Genomic DNA, 18189 nt, shown 5'->3' on the forward strand with positions numbered 1-18189 from the left:
AAAGGTATTCTCTTCGTTAAGCACGTTTTTCAATTGACGTTCTAAAGAATCCTGTTGGACCAATGTGCTTATTGTGTTATCATTTTATAATTCAGTTATAATCAAACGTAAGAACTACTATTCGAATAACTCCCCTTAGTATTGATGGCCCCTAGTGACTTGCGGTGTTTGGATTTAAAATTCTCGAATGTTGCATATATGACCGGAATTATTATCATGGTCAGAAAAGTCGCTGCCAACATACCCCCTACAACAGCTATCGCTAACGGTGAAAATCTTTCCGAACCTAGGGCAAGCTGCAATGCTAACGGTAACATACCGACAACGTCTGAAAGCGCTGTCATCATAATAGGCCTGAATCTTGACCTTACCGCAGTTAACACTGAATCTTCGATAGACAGCCCCTGATTCTGATTAATAATAGCCTGATCCACAACAAGGATTGAGTTATTAACAACCGTACCAGCAAGTAAGATTACTCCTAAAAGTACTGGCATAGAAATGTATTTATCCGCTATCCATAGTGCCGGAGCAATTCCGATGATCACCAATGGAATTGTAGCCATAATGGTAATTGGATGTAAAAAGGATTTAAATTGCGGAACTAACACAAGATAGACAAAGATTACAGCGAGCGCCAACAAGAAAAGCATATCTTTCATAGAATCGCCCATATCTTCATTTTCTCCGGTGAGCCCAACCGAATAACCACTGGGCAATGGGTAGGTATCTAATATTTTCTGTATGTCCTTAGTGATGTGGCTGAATGCTCTGGTATCGGTATACCCCAAAATATCAATTGTGTATTCCAAATCCTCTTTGGTAATGATATTCGCTCTCTTACCTTCATCAACAGAAGCAATCTCTCTTAACGGAATTTTTTCTCCTCGAGGGGTGCTAATCGATACCTCCAACAGACTGTCAATAGATTGTTTGTATTCATCCATATACTCAACAGAAATATTAACGTTATCCGCTTCCTCTAGGTCCATGGTGGTACCCTTTATGCCTTCTATTGAATTGTATATTTGCTGCGCAACTAGGGCATTCGTTAATCCCAATTCCTGTACCCTTGCCTTATTCATTCTGATATTAAGCTGGAGATTATCCATGTTATAGCTTTTGTAGATATTGGTAGTTCCCTCAACCGTCTTTATCTTTTCTTCCAAATCAATGGCCAGATTATAAAGAAGCTGTGGGTCCGGTCCGCTGATCCTTATATCCAATGGCGCTGACGAACTACTGCTTGCAGTTCCACCTTTTTCTTTGACAACAAATCTCTGAATGTCTGGAATTTGGTCTATCTGAGCCCTCAGTTTCTCCTGGAATTCCCAGATTGTTTCTTTTCTTTCTGTTCTTGGAGTTAGATTTATAGTGATAACCGCCTGGTTTATACCCATAATTCCAAAATCGCTGAGTTGATTGCTATCTTTTTCGTACCCAATCTGAGTATCATAGCCTATGACACTTTTTTCTTCACTTAGAATCTTTTCAATAATCCCGACCGCTTCTGCCGTATCACTCAAAGCGGTCCCCTGTTTCATTTCAAGGGAAACATAACTGGTGCCGCTGTCAAACTTGGGTAACATTTCCACCCCATTGGTAACTAAAAATCTTGCACTTAACACCAATAGCACTATAATCACCACAAACATTTTAGACTTGTGCTTAAGTGAGATTTTTAATAAAGCCGAATAAAAATTCAACACCTTGTTCATTAGGTTGTTAAAGGGTACCGTTACAATTTTGATAAATTTCTCTGCTTTTCTAAACTTAAATTTATCGAACATAACTGTAAATAAGGGGATAATTACAAGGGCAACTACTACAGAAGTAGAAATAGCGAATATAACTGTCAGAGCTAATGGTCTAAACATTTCTCCTACAAAACCCTGAATAAATAAAAGAGGTATTAATACGACTAAGGTTGTGAGAACACCTGCTATAACCGGCATACTTATTTCCTCTGTACCATCTATCGCAGCTGTTGACATATCCTTCCCCAAATCATGATGATGCGTCATAATATTTTCAACTACAACAATGGCACCATCTACGACAAAGCCGATACTTAGTATCAAAGCTGAAAGGGTCACCATATCAAGCTTCATATCAAATAGTTTCATTAATCCAATGGTAATCATAAAAACTAGCGGCATGGATACCGAAATAACAAACGACTGACTAACATTGGATATAAACAGCATTATAAGGATCACAGTAAAAAGCAAGGCCATAAATACACTAGAGGTCATATTATCGACCATCTGGTTCGTAAATGTAGAATCATCCTGAGCAATTTCAAAATCAATAAATGGATAATTTACTTTTAAAGTCTCAAGTTCTTTTTTAATATTTTGCACTACTTCTACCGTATTGGCATCCGACTTTTTAGTGATCATAATGGCTATGGAATCCTTGCCATCAAATCTATAAGCACTTTCCAGCTCTTCAATAGACACCTTAACCTCAGCGATAGCTTCAAGATAAACAAAGTTTCCACCGGCTAAGGGTATACGAAGTTTTCTGATATCCTCGATATCCTGGAAACTCTCGTCTACTCTTATCAGTATTTCTTTGTTATTATCAATTAGTTTTCCGCCGGGTGCTTTAATATTATTTTGAGACAAGGCTTTAGCAGCCTGATCCATCGTCAGTCCATAGGCAGCTAGCTTGTTTTTATCCAGCTTCACCTGAACTTCAGTAATGTTCCCACCAAATTGGTTTATTGAAGCAACTCCTTCTACTAATTGAAGATCGAATCCTATTTTGTCCTCTGCCAGCTGTCTAAGGTCTTTCAAGTCTGCTGAATCACTACTTAAACTGACCGTCACAACGGGTTTATCAGAGGAACTAAACTTTAACACCCTCGGCTCCTGCATCGTAGCAGGCACGGTTCCTCTGATTCTATTCACTGAATTTTGAACATCAATGGCTGCCTGGTCTACATCCATACCGTAATTAAATTCTAACCGAATAGATGCCACGTTATCTTGGCTGGTAGATTTAAGCTTTGTTAACCCATCTAAGGATCCAAATTCATCCTCCATGGGTTTTACTATATCTTTGGCCACGTCCTCTGCTGAAGCCCCCGGGTATTGGACAATAACCGTTGTCATTGGTGCATTAGTGTCAGGAGACATCTGGGTTTTTATGGTAGATTTCGCATAAAGACCAAACAGCACAATAGCTATAGCCAAGGATAAAACAAAGTATTTATATTTTAAGGAAAATTGGCCAATATTCATTGTTCGTCTTCTCCTTCTGCGACATATACTTTGGCACCGTCATATAATCTGGTCAAATTATTACCAGCTATTGCTGCTCCGGCATTTAATCCTTCTACAACCTGTACACTATCACCCACAACTAAGCCTGTTTTTATCTCCTGCTCATGAGCCACGCCATCTTCAATGACATAAACAAATTCCTTATCTTTCAAATTTTTTATCGTCGTCCTTGGGATTACTATTACCTCCTTTAGCTCATCCGTTATAAATTTAACCTCGGCACTAGTTCCTGCAGGGATATCCTTTCCGCCTAACTCGCTTATAGCTATTTCTACTTCACCTATTCTTGTATTGGAGTTCACACTAGTCGGGATTTTAGTTACCTTCGCCTCGATCCCGTCGATGACCCCTGTTATATTTAAAACCGCCTTACTCCCAACGCTTATCTTTTCTAAGTCTTGTTCCGAAACATTGACCTTGGCCATCAAACTCTCCATCTCATCAATAATAGCAAAGGGCTTTCCTCCGGCAGCTAAGTCACCCGTTTGATAATAGATCGTTCTTACTTTGCCAGCGATCGGTGCAACAATACTCGCATCAGCAATACTTATATTTAATTCGTTTACTTTAGCTTCTAACTCTTTCAACTGCGCTTCGATTGAATCTCTTTGACTTTTTAATTGATTATAAGCACTTTCCGAAGAAGCCTTTGCTTCTTCTAATTGCATTTTAACCATGTCTGCCTCATGCTTAACTTTATCGTAAGTGCTTTTAGCTACAGCCTCATTGTCTAATAATATTTTGTATTTCTCTGCTTCCTTGCTTAGATAGGTATGACTTAACTCCAAGGTTTCAATCTTTTTAACCGTAGGGCTGGTTGTATAATAAGTATCAACGTCTTTATTCAGGTAAGCATAACTCACCTGCAACGTTTCAATTTTTTTCATTGTGCTATCGAGTACAGCAACTAAATTGCTATCATCTAATCTAGCGATAATATCCCCTTTTTTTACAAGATCCCCTTCCTGAACATTTCTTTGCATCACTTCTGAGGTTAGTTTAGAGGATACTGTGACAGAATTTTCAGGCTCAATAGTACCAATATAGTTTATTCCTTTTGTCAAACTACCAGTTTCTGTGGTTTCGACTTTAATCGGTATGCCAAGCTCCTTAGAAACCGGCACTGCGTCTTCTTTGAAAACAGCTAAGCCCCCTGCAATTAGCAGCACTATCATAATTATGAAAATTAGCATATTCCTTTTCATTTCAATCACTCCTCGTATAACACTCATCATTCGGCATCAAGAATATTATTTTAAGCATGGTTAAGAAGTTGCCTAATTTGCGATTCAATTATCTTGGCTGTTAAATCGATCGATCCCTCATCATAGCGTGGCGTAAAAACAATCGTTAATATTAGCCCCATCATCAGATTGACAATAACTTGAGAAGTTTCTTGATCAAGGCCTGTTCCAAGTAAAAAGTCTCGTAATTGACTTGAAGTATTGGCCACTGGGTTAAATTTGCCGGCCAAATCAGGTTGGTGTTGAGATTCTATAATGACTAAACGTACAAGTTCCCGTTCCTTTTTAGCGAAACAGGTTTTTTTGTGTAATATTTTAAATATATCCGATTTCACAAATGGTTCACTATTTGAGGGAGTCATTGTAACCCCTTCAAAATCCACAAGTGGTTTGATGACTGCCTCAAATAGTTCTCGTTTCGTAGGAAAATACCTAAATAAGGTTATCTCTGCAATCTCTGACTCACGAGCGATTTGTGCTGTTGAAGTTGCTGAATAGCCTTGGTCTATAAACAACCCTTTGGCGATTTTAATTACATGGAGGATTCGCTCCTCCTTTCCCAATCGTTTATCCATAGTTATTTTTTCCATACTATCAAAACTCTCCTCATAAAATAATAATTTGTATAGCTCCCAGTATGCTATGTAAGTACTTACTAACATATATGATAAAGGCGTCTCTTGTCAATCCTTTAGCATAACATTTTCTTTAGCCTTTATAGACATCAAATTTGAGCCGATAATCAACGCTTTTCAGAGGCGCTTGATTTCTAAGATCTCCTCAATTCAATGCCCTGACTCTACGGCCGAACCAAACCTCCATTCGCCCTTCCGAAAAGTTTGTGGATGCACTAAGCAACCCCAGAGGCTCTTTCTTCAATATAATTTAAGACTCCATTTTATCTTTCAAGCAAATCCATTGATCTGACCCCCTCCCTCCGATAGAATAGAGCTATCCGACATTTCATGCACACTCATGTATGGTTAGTTTTTCGCCTATGAATTTTAAGAGAGCCTCCATCGAAGGCTCTCTTATCCATTCCATCCTTAACCAATAACCTCTTTAGCTCGAGCTAAAATTAGCTGATTCGATTTATCCGCCTCGTCTTGCAACACTAGGATCTTATCTCGGACTTTTTGAAGAAATGTCTCATCCTTGATTGAACTCAGATTAATCTTAACGTTGAAAATCGCACCTTGAAAACCTGCATAAGCTGTGACTCCAGAAACTGCAGCATCGCAGGCAGTGTTTGGATTACCGATTGTTAAGACCTTTAGCGAAAGTTTTAAGACTTCTACGCAGGACTCCGCTACTTTAAGGGGCAGCAGTGTTGCCTGTTTTGTTGCCTCTTGTATTTTTTCTGACCTTAGACTTTTCTCGGCATCTGTTTCCTTAGGTAATTTATAGGCCTTCATGACCTCATCAAAGGCATTCGTATCCCCATCAACATAGTCCATTAAATCATTCTTTAAGGCCAGCCCTTTTTGCTTAATTTGAGTTATCTCATCTTGAACACTACTAAACTTAGGCTTACCTTCTGTAAAATTACAAACCATGATGCTCAATGCTGCCCCTAATGATCCAGCAAGAGCGGCCGTACTCCCGCCGCCAGGTGCTGCTGAATTACTCGCTAACTCTTCAACAAATCCACACACTGTCTTGTTGACTAACATTAATTCTACCCCCTAATCAATGTTCGTTGTTCGATATTCGATAATTTTACTTCAGATCATCTGAAGTTTAGAAACCAATCTAATTTACTATGATATTAATCTAATTGTAAGACTCCCCCACCAAAGTCTTAATGTTCAACTTTAGTTGCATGAGTTAACTGTAAAACACTTTTAACATCTGGAACCTTAAAAACTTTGAGCTGTAAACCAATCTTCGATCTTTAAACTTCGAACTTCGAAATTCTAACCTCGAGTTAGTCTTCCGTTAGATTCTCTTCAAAAACCTGTTTGCGGTCAAAGTTTTCTAAACGCAAATAAAACTCAGCGACATCCAGGAGCGCCTGCAAAGGAGTGACTCCCACTAATTCACTGCCAATGATACTCACGCCATACCGAGCTGCTTCAGATTTCACAGTCTCAAAAACCCGAAACAATGGGGTGCCTGTGTAATTAACCATATTAATAGACACCTGGGCGACATCTCGATCCTCCAGCATTACTCCCATTGCTCGAACATACTTGAATCCTCCTTTGACCTCGCGGATGGAATCGGCAATTTTTTTAGCAATACTGAGATCATTCGTGCCAAGATTAATATTGTAGGCCACCAAGAATTGCCGTGCACCAACTACTGTAGCACCGGCAGTTGGATGCAGTTTAGGTTGACCGTAATCAGGATGGCGTTCAGGTTTACTTATTTCCTCTTTAAGCCCTTCATACTCCCCTTTTCTAACATCAGGAAGCCTTCTTCTGCTCGGCACTTTAGCTGCTTCCTCATACAAATAAACAGGAATACCCAACTTATCGGCAATCTCAGAACCAAGATCGTTGGCCAACTGAACACATTCTTCCATGCTAACCTCTTTAACGGGAATAAACGGGATGACATCAGTCGCACCTACCCGCGGATGCCCACCTTGCTGTTGCTCCATGTCAATTAATTCGCACGCTTTGGCACAGGCGTTAAAGGCGGCAAGCTTAACGCTCTGGGGTTCCCCCACAAAGGTTACGACCGTACGATTATGGCTTGCGTCAGGCTTAACATCAAGAAGTTTTACCCCCTTGACCTTTTTAACCTCCCCTGCGATAGCCTCAATAACTTCTGGACGACGCCCCTCACTAAAATTTGGTACACATTCAACGAGTTTTCCCATTGCATTTTGACCCCTCTCTATAATTATAGGTTTTTTTACTCCAACCTAAGTTCCAGCCTTAGTCCTTATATCTGCAAATATAACCAAAGCTAATTCCCCTTTGATGTCTTATGTATCTATATAAATACTGCCCTTTTTCTGACCTTAGAGAAAAGACAGTCCATTTCTTCATATTTATATAGAAAGCTTAAGCAGAGCAACCCCAGCTAAGACAAGTATAACTCCAATGATTTTTCGTTTCAAATTCCATCTCTCTTTGAGAATTACAATGCCAACGAGTATTGTTAGAACCGTAGATGTTTGGGCAAGGGGTCCAACCACTGAAAGGTCTCCGCCATATTTATAGGCTGCATAAAGTGCTAACGTAGAAATCATTTGGAAGACAGCGCTTAAGAGAATAATCAAAGTGTTTTTTTGTGGTTTTAAAAAATATCTTATATTTCCGAACGTCTTAGGAATAAAAATCACCGTAAAGATTGCTGGAATTATGTAGACAGCTACTTGATATAAGACCACCGAGAAAGAGTTTAGAGCAATCTTATCCAATGCATAAGCAGCACTAATTAAAAGAGAGTAGATCAGGGTGTAGAGGTGAGGTCTCCCAAAGCTCTTAAAGCCCCTTTATTCCAATATATTATAATTAAGCCCCCAAAAATAAGGCCGATGCCCAGGAAATTACTTAAATTGACCGTTTCTCCAAAGAGAAAGATTCCCAAATACCAAAAACCAGATTGATCGTGTTGTCGCAATGGTTTCAACCTGGCTGACCTCAGTACTCTTTAAGGCATTATAATATAAAACCATACAAACCGTATAAAAAACACTTGAAAGTATAACCACCAACCACAGCTCTAGACTATTCGTGATACTAGGCTTCTCCACCCAAAGGAGTGGAATGCTGAGAACCCCACAACAAATAGGAAAAATGCACTAAAGGCCGCAGGATCAGCATCTTGATCCTTAACGCCTGTTTTTGGATAATCTTAGAGGCTGAATTTGCGAAAATATAGATTAAAACTAATTGAAACCAATCTAAAGACATTATGTATCCTCTTTCGGTAAAGTAATCCAATCCGTCCAATTCTACGCCAAATGACAAAAACCTTCTTTTCAAGCAATGTGCTTAAAAGAAGGTTTTTGTCGTTTCTTTTGACCTGTCATGAGCTTAACACGATTCCTAAGATTTCTTCTTCCTCCAAGGGCCTGTTCAACTGATGAACTTTATCGAGGGTTTTCCCTAACAGTTCATTAACCGTGTCATGATCATAGTTCATTCCTCTTGATTTGAGCAGCCGAACAACGTTCTTAAACTTGGTGTCCTTGCCAAAGGCAGCAGAGTGCTTTCTGCCTACACTCTCCGGCGGAAAAGTCTGGTAGTTAGCATAGTCCTTCTGTATCCCGTCAATGTGAATGGAAGACGTATGGGTAAAAACGTCAGCTCCAATAATCGGTTTTGCGCGAGGTATCTTACGGTCAGTTGCTGAACTTACAATCGAGGCAATTGAATTTAAGTGTTTAAAATCAAGTCCCACCTCTCGCTTGAGACAGTATTTCAGAGCAACCGCAACTTCTTCGAGGGCAGCATTACCAGTTCTCTCGCCTAAACCTCCAACCGTGACACTTACCGCTTTAAAGCCTGCCTGAACCGCTGCCAGAGAATTAGCCGTCGCCATTCCTAAGTCGTTATGAGCGTGAAATTCTAAAGGAATCCTCGATCTCCTCGTCAAATCCTGCAGAGTAAAAAAAACGTTCAAGGGGTCCATAATCCCCAGGGTATCAGCAAACCTTATTCTATCAACCCCTAATTTTTTGGCCTCTGTAATAATCTCTTTCAGAAAATTTATATCTGCTCGACTGGCATCTTCCATTCCGAGAACGATATAGCCAACTTCTTGCTTGGCATTACGCACACATTGACCCATCTGATCAAGCAGCCAAGCCCGATCCTTATTTAACTTATGCTTAATTTGTTGTTCCGAAGTGGGAATAGAAATGGCGACTCCCTCAACCCCTGTTCGATAACTTGCCAAAAGATCCGATAAAACGACTCGATTCCAAGTGATTAACCGAACTGGCAGATTTAGAGCGGCTAGTTGTGAAATTTTCTTAGCTTCGGCAGCACCCATAGCAGGTACTCCTACTTCCAGCTCATCGATCCCTGCGTCCACCAAAGCCCGTGCAATCATTTCTTTCTCTGGCCAACCGAACGCGACTCCGGGAGCTTGCTCACCATCTCTCAGGGTTGTATCACATAATAAAACCCGTTGCTCCATCTTGAATTTAACCCCTTTCTAATCATCAGACCAAACCAATTGCGTCAGCACGGCATTGTTGACAGTGCATCATTTGAGGAAGAATTGAGCCTAGGATGCTTCGGTAATTTTTAATTAGCTCTTTGGGGGGAGCCATATTATGAGCGAGCTTTCCTTGAGGGATTAGAGGCAGCAAATTGTGAATATGCGCTCCTCGTTTTTTAACTTCTAAAGCTAAACTATATAAAAGATGCTCATTGACCCCAGGAATAACCACAGTATTGACCTTCAGCGTCATTCCGGCCTTGGACGCTTGCTCAAGTCCTAATAATTGATTATTGATCAGTACCCTTGCAGCATCAGGACCAATCATTTTCTTTCCTTCCCAGTGTACATGACTATATATTTTAGCACCCACTTGCTCGTCTAGGGTATTGATGGTTACCGTAACATGAGAAACTCCAATCTCCAGCATTTCAGCAAGTTTTTCCGGTAAAAGAAGTCCATTGGTACTCAGGCAAAGCGTCATATCCGGAAAGTTTTCTTTCACCTTTCTCATAGATTCAAACGTTTCTTGATTGGCTAAGGGTTCTCCAGGACCCGCAATTCCTACAACTGTTAGTTGAGATCCTATTGCAGAGGATTTTGCCTTAAGGACTGTTTCGATCGCCTCATCTGAGTTAATTACCTTACTTGTTACTCCCGGACGTGATTCGTTGGCACAATCAAATTTGCGCACACAATAATTACAAGATATATTACACTCCGGAGCTACCGCTAAGTGTATCCGTCCGGTTTTTCCATGCCCGGAGGTTGAGAAACAAGGATGTCCTTGATTTAAATTTGGTCCAGTCATATTAGCATGATTACATTCTCTATGCATATTAATCTCTCCCATCGTTCATCTTATTTGTTAATTCACTTTTTAAGAGTCCTACTGCAATACGTAGATTCATCGCCTCAAACACGACACCTTGCCTACACGGCATCTAGCCAACCATAGTGCTGCTCTAACCTCAACCATCCTTGTTGTGTCATGGTGGTGTTCTAATCTCAACCGTCCTTGGTTGAGTCACGACGATGCTCTAATCTTAACCATCTTGGTTTGGATGATGACCGTAGGGAGTTTTATACTCGGAATACTAATTCCGCAATAGCGGCCTCACAGTGAATACATCCCCTTTCCAAGCCTAGCAGCGCACACATACACTCAGTTGAACTCGCGCCTCGAACTTCGCTTTTCGCAAAATCAAGCTGATTTTGCCTTAAACGTATACGCGCGTCGAACGCAGATCTTACCACAAGATTGACAACCAATACATTGATCCTTATTAACAATCTTGGCAACGTGACGTTCTGTCCCCTCATCATCTTCGAAACTTTCCAGACCTAAGCATTCCTGGACACATAATTTCACACATCGTCCGCATCCCAGGCACAAAGCCTTATCGATTTCTTCTACAAATTTTGGAGTCCAGGGTAATCCCCCAAAAGTTTTATATATTAAAATGTCACTCAATTTTGTCCATCCTCCTTCTCGATGAGTCCTTAGTTACTTCGATTTCTCCGTTCTTTCTCAAACTTAAGCACTTTAATCCTAGAAAAACTTAATACTTGAAACGGCCTCAGCCTTAGCACTTTTTCCAAGTTTCTTTTTTAACCAGGGCGGCAGCTTTTTGGATTGCAACAATTTATTCAGCCTGTTAAGTTCATCATCAATATTCGTTCCTTCCGGTACTTTCAAAGGATGAATACCGCTTTGCACTAACCGGGCTGCTGCGGGGCCGCCGATCTGGGTGCAGTACACAATGGCACACTTTTTAAGCATCTTAATTCGCACATCAACTTTATCTTCGGATTCCTCCATATCTTCAGCGGCAAGGGATGTATGGATAATCTCTTGCGGTTCCTCCGTGAATTTATACATCTCAAATGAAGGAGATGAAGCAAAATGCGAGTCAATGGTTTTTCCGTCGCTACTAGCAAAGGCTACCAGCATACTAATACCTCCTTTTAATCTCTAAAGATCTCTTTTTCCCCCAATCATTAGCATCAGCCAGTGATATTAAGGCCCTTTGGTAATAAGCCATTATCAAATCTACCCCTATGGAAGCAAGGGAATTTGAAGGGTCGGCTCTTAACTCAGTGAATTTAACATATCAAACAAAAACTGCTGAGTACCTTCATACCCAATCCAACGTTTTTGTGGATAACCGGCACGATCAAAAACTGGTAACCCCGCTCGGAGATGAGGAACTTTAAGCATTCCTGCAGCTTGCCGTCCGTTGGAATTGGCAATGATCAAATCACAATCTGCGGCCCTTTCCTCCAGAATCTCCAGGTCACCTACTTCTACAGGAAAAGGTAAAGATAAGGTATTACCGCTTCCTTGGGACGCCGACAAGGCTACAGAAATTTCCGAACCAACCTCGACCAAGCATGAGCCCAGACTATACAAAAGATCCATCTCTAGGGCTATGGCAATCTTTTGACCGCCAAGTTGGTCATGATAATCTGCCAGGGTATCCAATAAACGGCTTCTTTGGCGCAAAAGCCTTTCCGGTATCGTCTTACCCGATATCTTAGCCAAGGTTAAGATGAAGGTATCTGTTGCAGTCAAACCAGTTAATGATGGAATATTAAAATGAGGGATCTGGTAAGTTTTCTTCAGGAATTCTCCGGCCTTTTCCATACTTAGCCCAAAGGAAAAGCAAGCCTTACATTCCGGCAAGCGCTGAAACTCTTCGATCAGCGTTCCACCTTGTACCACCGGTGCAGCCTCCAGTTCAGCATGACCATCCAATGAAATCGAAAGATCAGGAACCGTAATCACCCTATATCCGAAGCTCTTGACAATCTCTTTTAGTTCATCCACATCCCCAGGCGTTAAATGACAGCCAGGCAAGAGCGCAACAGAAGGAGCATCGTTAAAATCCGCAAGTCCCAGGGACTTAGTCTTGTTGGTCTTTCCGGCTAAGGTCATGAGCAGAGCCTCCACCGTTCGCTGATAACCCTCTTGCATAGAACCGATATAGTCTGGTGTACTGGCCAGCACCACTGGCAGATCCTCTAAATCCGGACGTTCTAAACGCAAACTGGCCAGAGCACTTACCATGTCATCTCCATAGGTTTCCGTGAGACCCGAACTCATAACTCCAATAATTTGAGGCTTGTATTTATCCGCCGCCACGGCAATTCCTTTCTTAAGATGATCCCACCCCCCAAAAATGACTGACTCCTCCAATAAAGCGGTTGAATTAAGGGGAATGGGTTCCTTATAATGCCTGGAAAGCTGTAAGCGGATAAATGACGAACATCCTTGAGAGCCATGAAGTAATGCCAGAAGTCCATTGACACCCAGAAAGGCCAGAGTGGCTCCTAAGGCAGGGCTGTTTTTCTGAGGGTTCCCATTATAATGTCTTAGCTTAGTCATCTAGTTCACCCTCTCTTGGCGGGAATTCCCGTTTTAAATGTCCCCAAACAGGACTAAGCACTGTGCGAGCTAAGGTCTCTGCGAAGGTAATCATCCCCTGATAACCTGCATAAGGAAGTTTTCGTCCATGGTTAATATCCAAAAAAGGAGTTCTTGTTTTATGGGCCAGATACTTTGTTTTCCCTCCAGCCACGATCAGGTCCGGTTTCTTCTCAGCAATAATCTTGAGAAAGCCCGCTGAACTTGTGTCTTCGATGATCTGGGCCGAAGGATCCATCAATTCTTTCATACGCTGGAAATCTTCAGGTGTCGAGTTTTGGGTTCCTCCAGCTAAGATATTGATCCCTAATTCAGCCAAGGTCGACACCATCGACCAAGTTTTAACCCCGCCCGTGAATAAGATGGCCTGTTTATTCTCAAGCAACTTTTTATAGCCTGCAATGGTTTTACGTGTTTGGTCTTCTTTCTTTTGAACATAGACTAAAGTTCTCTCTACTAAATCAGGATCACCCAGTGCTTTGGCAATCTTAATCAGCGTTTCAGAGGTGTCATGAATCCCGTAAAATGAGCCTTCCATAAAGGGTATGCCATAGCGAATTTCCATTTTCCGGACTAAGTTGGTCAAGCTTTTAGAGCAGATAAGCACATTAAGACTGGCTCTGTGAGCTGAACGCAAGTCATCAAACTTGGCATCCCCTGTAATAGCTGTTTGAAGGGTAATTCCTAAGTTTTTTAAATCGGGTAAAACCCCCCAAAGATCTCCGGCAATGTTATATTCTCCGATCAGGTTAATGGAAAGGGGTATTTTCTCATCCGAACCGGCAGCGGTTCCTATAACCCGATCATATAAGACCTCCCCCGCAATACGATTTCCAATATTCTTATCTCCCAAAAAGCCGGGACAATTAACGGCAATCACCGGAATAGTCAGTTCAGCTTCCGCTTCCCGGCAAACCTTCTCCACGTCATCCCCTATTAATGAAGAGACACAGGTTGCATAGACAAAGATTGCTTTCGGATTATGTCTCGCCGCGATTTCCAAGATAGACTTTTTAAGCTTAATCTCTCCGCCGTAGATTACATCATTTTCCATGATATCTGTGGTCAGTCCCCGTCGGTACAGTTGGGAACCGGAGGAGCGAGCTCCTCTGTTATCCCAAGAGTTCCCGGCACAGGCAATCGGTCCATGAACAAGGTGGGCTACGTCAGTAATTGGCATGAGCACAACTCGCGCCCCGTCATAAGCGCAACTTCTCTCTGCACCTTCGCCGGGCAGGGCCTTCATGCATAATTTAGGCGAACCGGCATCCGACATGCATTCTTTATCTTTGAGATCCAATTTTGTAAGATTGGTAAACACAAAGACCCCTCCCTTCTTTAACGCATCATTTCAAAGTATGCCTCTGGGGAATTCCTGTCGACTTCCTCCAAAAACGTATTTACGATCATGGTTATCATATTAATAACTCCGGAATACCCGATGATGGGATAACGATGGAGATTCACCCGATCCGTGATAGGGAAACCTATTCTGACCAGCGGAATATTGGCGTCGCGGGCAGCCCATTTACCATGGGAGTCCCCAATTAACATATCGACTGGTTCCGTAACCAAAAGGGATCTGAGATGCCAAAGGTCTTTGCCCGCATAAAGAGTGGCTCCTTGACCATAAGGGCTGGCCTCCAGCATACTTTCCATGGCTTTCTTAAATAATGGGGTGGAATTTGTGCAAACGATGTGGACCGGTTCTCCTCCCATTTCCAGCAAGAATGAAACCACGCCCATCAGAACATCCGGGTCACCAAAGAGTGCAAATTTCTTGCCGTGAATATATTGATGGGCATCCGTCATGGCATCGATGGAACGTCCCCGTTCAATGGTAATTTCCTCCGGTACCTCTTTCCCCGTGAATTTGGCGACGGCTTCTATGAATTTGTCCGTGCCCGCGATCCCGATGGGCATGGAAATCACTTCGACCGGGACTTCCTTGCCGGCCAGATATTTACGAGTTGTGGGAGTAGAGTAAGTCTGTGCAAATAAGAAACTTCCAGCGTTTAGAGCTTCGTTCATTTCTGTAATAGGTGTTCCCCCTGGGTACAATTCGTAGGTGCCCAAATTAGGAGCATCCAAAACATCACTCTGATCAGGCAACAGGGTAAAAGGTGCATCCATTACTTTCAGAAGTCGTTTATATTCACGAAGATTGGCGGTATAAGTGTCAAAACCAGGAACGACATAAAGTCGGTCGTTGATTTTGTCTTCCTGCCTGGGCACAGCTAAACACTCAATGAGACCTTTGAGCATGGTGTCATAGCCGGTTATATGCGACCCCTTAAAGCTTGGGGTGTTGGCTAATGCTACGGGAAGATCTTTGGGAATGGCCTCTTGTTCTTTGGCATTGCCTAAATAAGCATTGATATCGTCCCCAATGACTTCAGCCATACAGCTGGTGAACATAGAGATCACCTTAGGGCTATAAAGTGCATTAGCATTCTTCAAACCTTCAATAAGATTAGACTGTCCGCCAAATACCGCAGAATCCTCAGTCATAGAATCAGATACTGCTGCGACCGGTTCCCTGTAATGGCGGGAGAGGGTACTGCGAAAATAGGCGGCGCATCCTTGTGAACCATGAACAAACGGGAGGCTTGCTTCGATTCCTAAGGCACAAAGCAAGGCGCCCAGGGGTTGGCAAGCTTTGGCCGGATTGATGACCAGCTTTTCACGGGCAAAATTCTTTTCTCGGTATTCTTGAGTATTCAGCCATTCTTTTGTTACCTTAGTACAAGTTTCCATTGTGTGACATCCTTTCTGCCCGATTTATTTTGACCAAGGAGCTTTGATAGATTTCCAAGTTGGGCTGTTAATGGCCATATCCATATCCCGAGCAAAGATAGGGAATCCTTCATATCCGTGATAAGGACCTGAATAGTCCCAAGAATGCATTTGGCGGAAGGGAAGACCCATTTTTTCAAAGACATACTTCTCTTTGATTCCTGATCCAACTAAGTCAGGCTTAAGCTTCTTTACGAACTCTTCCAGCTCTAAAGCTGTCACATCGTCATAAATCAACGTTCCTTCTTTTAAGGCAGGAATGGTTTTCTCGTAATCCTCATTATGAGCAAATTCATAGCCTGTTCCGATAACCTCCATGCCCAAATCCTCATAAGCTCCCACAATGTGTCTCGGTCGAAGCCCTCCTACATAAAGCATGACGCTTTTCCCTTCCAGGCGCGGGCGGTAGATATCGATCACTTTCTGCATTGGTGCTGTATATTTCTCAATCACTTTTAAGGCTTTTTCCATAATATAGTCATCAAATTGGGCAGCAATTTTTAGAATTGATTCCTTAATTTTAGTGGGTCCGAAGAAATTAAATTCGATCCAAGGAGTTCCATAGGTTTCTTCCATGTGTTTTGCAATGTAATTCATACTTCTGAAGCAGTGGATTAAATTAAGCTTGACAAGATGTCCATTCTGAAGCATTTCCAGGGTGGAGTCGCCCGTCCAAATATTGACAACCTTTAAACCCATCTCCTCCAGAATTTTTTTACTGGCCCAGGCATCTCCGCCAATATTGTAATCCCCAATAATTCCAATATCGTATTTTCCGATTTCTCTGGCCGGACCTTTACCTATCAGATGATCCCGAATGGCATCATTCGCAATATGATGGCCCAAGGACTGGCTTATTCCCCTAAATCCTTCACAACGAACCGGGATGACCGGAAGTTCAATTTTCTCGCTCATGCGGCGAGCGACACTTTCAATGTCGTCTCCAATCAGTCCGACAGGACATTCTGAGAGAACTGAAACACCTTTGGCGTTCGGGAAAAGTCCCACAACCTCGTCAATTATTTTCTCCAGTTTTTTGTCCCCGCCGTAGATGATATCGCTTTCTTGGAAGTCCGAGGTGAAGAGAAAAGGCACAAAGTTGTCAACACCGATTTCTCCATCTGCCAGGTTCCGGCGGTTGCCCCAAGAATAATAGCCACACCCTACCGGTCCATGGGAGATATGCACCACATCCTTGACCGGACCCCAAACAACCCCTTTAGCTCCAGCGTAAGCACATCCCCGTGCGGTCATGATCCCGGGAACTGTTTTCGCATTGGATTTGACTGCGCAACTGGCACACTCACTATCTTTGACCGCAATATGTTGTCTCCGATTCTTTTTGGCCTTTTCCGGGTAAATCTCCAAGACATCTTCCACGACTTGTTTTCTGAATTCAATTGTTTCCTTTGTGCTCACAACGCTGTCCCCCCTCAATAATCCTACAACTAGCGGATCTTACATTTCCATGATTCCGTATTCCATCAATAACTCTTCTAGCTCTTCCATTGAGATCGGAGTCGGAATGGTCATCATTTTATTGTCCTCGATTTTTTTGGCTAATGTTCGATACTCATCAGCTTGTTTATGGGTTCGGTTATATTCAATAACGGTCATTTTACGCAATTCAGCGCGTTGGACCTCGTTATCCCGGGGGATGAAGTGAATCAGCTGAGTATTAATTTTTTTGGCCAAAGCTTCCATTAATTCAAGTTCTTTGTCTGTTTGGCGACTGTTACAAATCAAACCACCCAGACGAACAGTCCCAGTTGTCGCGTATTTTAAGATTCCTCTCGAAATGTTATTGGCTGCATACATGGCCATCATTTCTCCCGAGGCAACAATGTAGATTTCCTTGGCTTTATTCTCGCGGATCGGCATGGCAAATCCGCCGCAAACTACGTCCCCTAAAACATCGTAGAACACATAATCCGTATCCTCTGTATACGCCCCGTTTTCCTCCAGGAAGTTAATGGCTGTGATTACCCCACGGCCGGCACAACCGACACCCGGTTCCGGACCACCGGATTCTGCACATTTAACGCCTAAAAACCCTTGCATCAAAACCTCATCCAGTTCTAGATCTTCGACAGTCCCTCTTTCACGAGCTAAGTCCATAACCGTTGCTTGGGCTTTAGTGTGCATAATCAAACGTGTGGAATCTGCTTTAGGGTCACAGCCGACAATCGTAATCTTCCTGCCCATTTCAGCCAGTGCGACAACCGTGTTTTGGGTTGTGGTCGATTTTCCGATACCGCCTTTGCCGTATATCGCGATTTGTCTCATATCAATACATCTCCTTAACTTA

At 42.3% G+C, this 18189-nt stretch carries 17 protein-coding genes; all 17 read right to left on the reverse strand.

Going from position 1 to position 18189, the window contains the following annotated elements; genetic code table 11:
- Window positions 1-101: 101 nt before the first annotated feature.
- Window positions 102-3248: an efflux RND transporter permease subunit gene (locus BUB11_RS06380; protein ID WP_073028665.1), complete on the reverse strand. Its 3147-nt coding sequence runs from the start codon at window positions 3246-3248 to the stop codon at window positions 102-104.
- On the reverse strand, window positions 3245-4495 hold the full coding sequence (locus BUB11_RS06385) for an efflux RND transporter periplasmic adaptor subunit (RefSeq protein ID WP_073028667.1): 1251 nt from the start codon (window positions 4493-4495) through the stop codon (window positions 3245-3247). Before BUB11_RS06385 ends, BUB11_RS06380 begins: the two co-directional genes overlap by 4 nt.
- 50 nt (window positions 4496-4545) lie before the next feature.
- Entirely contained in the window at window positions 4546-5124 is a 579-nt protein-coding gene (locus BUB11_RS06390; RefSeq protein ID WP_073028668.1) for a TetR/AcrR family transcriptional regulator, read from the reverse strand.
- Between the two features lie 456 nt (window positions 5125-5580).
- A complete protein-coding gene (locus BUB11_RS06395; RefSeq protein WP_073028670.1) occupies window positions 5581-6207 on the reverse strand; it encodes a cyclodeaminase/cyclohydrolase family protein in 627 nt (208 codons plus the stop codon).
- A 254-nt stretch (window positions 6208-6461) separates the two neighbouring features.
- A complete protein-coding gene (gene ftcD / locus BUB11_RS06400) occupies window positions 6462-7361 on the reverse strand; it encodes a glutamate formimidoyltransferase (protein ID WP_073028672.1) in 900 nt (299 codons plus the stop codon).
- Between the two features lie 174 nt (window positions 7362-7535).
- The gene (locus BUB11_RS06405; RefSeq protein ID WP_084110183.1) at window positions 7536-7943 is read right to left on the reverse strand and encodes an EamA family transporter; all 408 of its coding nucleotides are present in this window, start codon (window positions 7941-7943) and stop codon (window positions 7536-7538) included.
- 93 nt (window positions 7944-8036) lie between these two features.
- Entirely contained in the window at window positions 8037-8243 is a 207-nt protein-coding gene (locus BUB11_RS29040) for a hypothetical protein (RefSeq protein ID WP_073028675.1), read from the reverse strand.
- On the reverse strand, window positions 8230-8403 hold the full coding sequence (locus BUB11_RS27475) for a hypothetical protein (protein ID WP_159436906.1): 174 nt from the start codon (window positions 8401-8403) through the stop codon (window positions 8230-8232). Before BUB11_RS27475 ends, BUB11_RS29040 begins: the two co-directional genes overlap by 14 nt.
- A gap of 115 nt (window positions 8404-8518) precedes the next feature.
- On the reverse strand, window positions 8519-9634 hold the full coding sequence (locus BUB11_RS06415; RefSeq protein ID WP_073028677.1) for a homocitrate synthase/isopropylmalate synthase family protein: 1116 nt from the start codon (window positions 9632-9634) through the stop codon (window positions 8519-8521).
- 25 nt (window positions 9635-9659) lie between these two features.
- Window positions 9660-10496 carry a radical SAM protein gene (locus tag BUB11_RS06420; RefSeq protein ID WP_073028678.1) on the reverse strand — a complete coding sequence of 279 codons (837 nt, stop codon included), beginning with the start codon at window positions 10494-10496 and terminating at the stop codon, window positions 9660-9662.
- A gap of 366 nt (window positions 10497-10862) precedes the next feature.
- Window positions 10863-11132, reverse strand: coding sequence for a ferredoxin III, nif-specific (fdxB, locus tag BUB11_RS06425; RefSeq protein WP_084110185.1), 270 nt, complete (start codon window positions 11130-11132; stop codon window positions 10863-10865).
- A 78-nt stretch (window positions 11133-11210) separates the two neighbouring features.
- Window positions 11211-11612, reverse strand: a complete 402-nt coding sequence (locus tag BUB11_RS06430; RefSeq protein ID WP_073028680.1) for a NifB/NifX family molybdenum-iron cluster-binding protein — start codon at window positions 11610-11612, stop codon at window positions 11211-11213.
- A gap of 138 nt (window positions 11613-11750) precedes the next feature.
- Window positions 11751-13046: a nitrogenase iron-molybdenum cofactor biosynthesis protein NifN gene (nifN, locus tag BUB11_RS06435; RefSeq protein WP_073028681.1), complete on the reverse strand. Its 1296-nt coding sequence runs from the start codon at window positions 13044-13046 to the stop codon at window positions 11751-11753.
- A complete protein-coding gene (gene nifE, locus BUB11_RS06440; protein WP_073028683.1) occupies window positions 13039-14406 on the reverse strand; it encodes a nitrogenase iron-molybdenum cofactor biosynthesis protein NifE in 1368 nt (455 codons plus the stop codon). Before nifE ends, nifN begins: the two co-directional genes overlap by 8 nt.
- Window positions 14407-14423: 17 nt before the next feature.
- Entirely contained in the window at window positions 14424-15842 is a 1419-nt protein-coding gene (gene nifK / locus BUB11_RS06445) for a nitrogenase molybdenum-iron protein subunit beta (RefSeq protein WP_073028685.1), read from the reverse strand.
- A gap of 24 nt (window positions 15843-15866) precedes the next feature.
- On the reverse strand, window positions 15867-17300 hold the full coding sequence (gene nifD, locus BUB11_RS06450) for a nitrogenase molybdenum-iron protein alpha chain (protein WP_073028686.1): 1434 nt from the start codon (window positions 17298-17300) through the stop codon (window positions 15867-15869).
- Window positions 17301-17339: 39 nt separating this feature from the next.
- Window positions 17340-18167, reverse strand: a complete 828-nt coding sequence (gene nifH, locus BUB11_RS06455) for a nitrogenase iron protein (protein WP_073028688.1) — start codon at window positions 18165-18167, stop codon at window positions 17340-17342.
- Window positions 18168-18189: the final 22 nt, after the last annotated feature.

Origin of the sequence: Desulfosporosinus lacus DSM 15449, from assembly GCF_900129935.1 — a bacterium.
GTDB lineage: Bacteria > Bacillota > Desulfitobacteriia > Desulfitobacteriales > Desulfitobacteriaceae > Desulfosporosinus > Desulfosporosinus lacus.